Genomic DNA, 2,049 nt, shown 5'->3' on the forward strand with positions numbered 1-2,049 from the left:
GGCTTTCGGCCGCCGCTGTAAACCCCGCCTGTAGTGAAAGCGTCACGACCCCGACAATACACGCGCTAAAAATCCGTCGGACATTCATACATGGCCCTCAGCCAATACAATACTCAACTAAGGTACCGAAAACGCATGGCCAAATCCAGCCCATCTTGCCCTCCGGTCTCCACGGGCAGCCCGTCGACACGATAACGGGTGATTTGTCTGTGGAGTTGCACTTACCGGTCGTCCGGTGTAGCGTAGGCGGCAGCATGCCCGTCTCAACTTCTTCCTCCGTCCAGAAGTGCCTCCATCTTGTCACCTGCGCGCTGCTTGTCGTCCTGACTCCAGCCTTTTCAGGCTGTGGCGGTCCCTGGAGAGATGGCTACCTCAAGAAAGGAGTCGGTCGACTGACGCAGGAAGAAGTTCGGGAACGACTGGGTCCTCCGCACACGGCCAAGACTCCGGCTCTCGGCGGAGACAGTCTCTGGACCTATCGATTCGGGCTCAGCGAGCAGGAACTCACCAAGTGGAATACCTCGTTCGTCGCCGACGCTTCCCACTCGGTCACTAGTTTGATGGGGAAGGGAACAGAGACCTCCAAACCCACCTTGTATTGCTATCGATACACATTGACGTTCTCAGAAGACAAGACCCTCAAGAACTGGAAGCGTGAGGAATGCGTTCCGGGTACCCGCGAAACATTGACCGCCAAGTAGAGGACGATCGGTGCCCCAAAGCGAGTGGTTTGCAATCGACAGTTCGGTCGCGTTGGACGGTTTGAAGTCGCTGATCCTGTTGTTGACCTTGATCATCGTCAGGCCGCTGATCGTGCGTTGGATCGCTCGCAATCCGACGCTCTCGATGGAATCGAAACGCCGTTGGGTCGTCACGACCAGGAACTCGATCGTCTTCGCATTCCTTATCGGTCTCGTGATCATCTGGGCTCATGAACTGCAGGCCTTTGCGGTTTCTCTCGTTGCCTTGGCAGCCGCTTTTGTCCTGGCGACAAGAGAGCTGATTCTCTGCTGGAGCGGGGCGGCACTTCGAGTCGGTAGCAAGGTCTTCGCCGTGGGTGACCGGATTCAAATCGCGGGCCACCGCGGAGTGGTGCTGGACCACGATGCCTTCGCGACACGGTTGTTGGAAATCGGCCCCGGGCAATCCGCTCATCTGTACACCGGTCGCGTGACCATCTTTCCCAATAGCTTGCTGCTTACCAATACGTTGATCAAGGAAAATCCCGAGCAAGAGTATGGTCTCTATACGTTGATTGTTCCGGTCAAAAACGATGACGACTGGCAGAAAGCCGAGCGCGCCCTCTTAGAAGCCGCGAAGGCGGAATGTGCGCCGTACATGAATGAAGCCGCACGGCAGATGAAGCTGCTGGAGCAGACCAACCTGTTGGAAGCGCCTTCTCCGGAACCGCGCATCACCATTCAACTACCGGAATCGGGGAAAATACACCTCGTGCTTCGATTTCCGGCACCGGATCGGGGACGCTCCCGTATCGAGCAGGCCATTCTACGTCGCCATCTTCTACAGATGAACGATCGGGAATCATCGCACCACACCTAACAAAAGAGGGCCATCTCTCGATGGCCCTCTCATTTTCCTCATCGTGATCGGTTCGAATTATTTCGGAAAGGACTTCGGCGCGGAGACGTGCTGCCACCCCTCGCCATTGAGCGACTTGAGCATGGCCACCAAATCCTTCTTCTCTTCCTCCGTCAGTTCCAACGGGATGACCGTATTGTCCAAGTGCGGATTCTTGATTCCGCCCTGATTATAGAAATCCACCACCTCTTCCAATGTCTTGAACCGTCCGTCATGCATATACGGGGCGGTACGGGCGATTTCCCGCAACGTCGGGGTCTTGAAGGCTCCGATATCCTCGGGGGTATTGGTGATCATATACCGACCGAGATCGACCGTATTGGTATCCCATCCAATACCTAAATTGTGAAACTTTTCGTCCGTGAAGTTAAAGCCCGAGTGACATCGTGTGCAACGAGCTTTTCCACGGAATAGTTCGAGGCCACGCTTCGCGGAGTCGCTCAACGCGTC

General features: G+C 55.7%; 3 protein-coding genes. 2 read left to right on the forward strand and 1 reads right to left on the reverse strand.

Going from position 1 to position 2,049, the window contains the following annotated elements:
* Positions 1–701, forward strand: a 701-nt coding sequence (locus ACOSYY_RS04465; protein WP_421661067.1) for a hypothetical protein, incomplete at its 5' end; no start/stop codon positions are given.
* A gap of 10 nt (positions 702–711) precedes the next feature.
* Positions 712–1,560 (forward strand): hypothetical protein, encoded by an 849-nt coding sequence (locus ACOSYY_RS04470; RefSeq protein ID WP_421661068.1) that lies wholly within the window; start codon positions 712–714, stop codon positions 1,558–1,560.
* A 57-nt stretch (positions 1,561–1,617) separates the two neighbouring features.
* Here the strand turns inward: ACOSYY_RS04470 and ACOSYY_RS04475 are convergent.
* A partial coding sequence (locus ACOSYY_RS04475) for a cytochrome-c peroxidase (RefSeq protein WP_421661069.1) occupies positions 1,618–2,049 on the reverse strand: 432 nt, incomplete at its 5' end.

The organism is Nitrospira sp. BLG_2 (genome assembly GCF_049222245.1).